Origin of the sequence: Billgrantia kenyensis, assembly GCF_013697085.1 — a bacterium.
GTDB lineage: Bacteria > Pseudomonadota > Gammaproteobacteria > Pseudomonadales > Halomonadaceae > Halomonas > Halomonas kenyensis.
The window spans coordinates 1-1,319 of record NZ_JACEFT010000077.1 but is presented as its reverse complement, the minus strand read 5'-3'; the positions used below and the strand labels follow the sequence as shown (position 1 = coordinate 1,319).

Below are 1,319 nucleotides of genomic sequence, written 5' to 3'. Positions count from 1 at the left end.
AAGGATCTCTTAGGCCACGATGGCTGCCGCTAACCAGAATGCAGAATGTTCCGTAGGTACTACGGCAAGTCGTTCACTGACCGCTTCACGCGGGCGGGTGAGCGCAAACCCAGCGGCCGCCACCCATTCGACCAAGTGTGCCAAGCCCATGGTATTGAGCACCGTTTGATCAAGCCGGGAAGGCCGCAAACGAATGGCATGGTGGAGCGCTTCAATGGCCGTATCAGCGACGTGCTGGCGACTCGGCGCTATGTCTCAGACGAAGATCTGGAGCAGACGCTCAAACGCTACTGTTGGCTGTACAATCACCATATCCCGCAGAAGGCGCTGCACCATCAATCCCCGATCGCGGCGATGAAGGAATGGCAGGCCAAGCGGCCTGAGTTATTTACCAAACGGGTAGTCAATCACACGGGACCCGACAACTATCACCTTCGTGAAGGTGGCCATGTTGCTGCGCTAACCAACCATACTTCGGATCTATTTTTTTCCACAGGGACATAAAAAATTTCTTTGGCTCAATAAACAGAAGCAGAGTAACACGAGTGCTGAAGGAATTTTTTCCATATGAAACTGCAAGAGAAATTGCCACCCTCTCGACAGTAAGAACGCCAGGTGAAGGAGAGTCATATCACTTACCTTACGGCTTTCCTCAATCAACGATAATTGCATCCATTTGCTTGAGAAAAAGTGCACTTGGAGCCTATTTACATACCCTCTCTGACCTCCTCAGCGTAAGTGTCTATGTCGATGATATTATTGTCTCAGGAATAAATTACCAATTTCTAACCGGAGCCTGTGAAAAATTGGTTGAACGGTCCGACCGCTCTCGCCTTCCATTTGGGGATAACACAACAAAAGTTCTAGATCAGACAACCGCTTTCAATATTGAACTACAACACCAGTCTCTAACTATCACGCCAGAAAAATACAGCGCTCTAGCGCTCAAAGCACTATCAACCGATAACGAGCATGTACAAAGCGGCATTCTCTCTTATATAAACTCTATCAACAGAACCCAACACCAAAAATTAGTTAGCGATCTTGTTACTCATCACCGATTTTTATGCGCTTCGAACTATCAGCCTTAAGAAGACAATAGCAGGAAAAGTAAACGAAGCCCCGACCATCCCTGGCCGGGGCTTAGCAGGTGCGCCTCTGTTCATCCCTGGCGACCGGGGCGAACCAGTCGCATCACAAGACGTCTCTGTAACCTACCAATCGCTCGGTAGCCATGGAATGAGAGATGGCGGTCTCAATGACCAAGTGCAACACCTGACCCATCAGGTATCGTGTTGCCATGCCTCATTGCTATCGCC

At 49.3% G+C, this 1,319-nt stretch carries 1 protein-coding gene and 1 pseudogene; both read left to right on the top strand.

Annotated features, from left to right (window positions below):
* Positions 1-63: 63 nt before the first annotated feature.
* Positions 64-423 (top strand): annotated as a pseudogene (locus tag H1D44_RS20655) (integrase core domain-containing protein); the annotation flags it as partial.
* Positions 424-545: 122 nt separating this feature from the next.
* Positions 546-1,091 carry an RNA-dependent RNA polymerase family protein gene (locus H1D44_RS20650; protein ID WP_181517145.1) on the top strand — a complete coding sequence of 182 codons (546 nt, stop codon included), beginning with the start codon at positions 546-548 and terminating at the stop codon, positions 1,089-1,091.
* Positions 1,092-1,319: the final 228 nt, after the last annotated feature.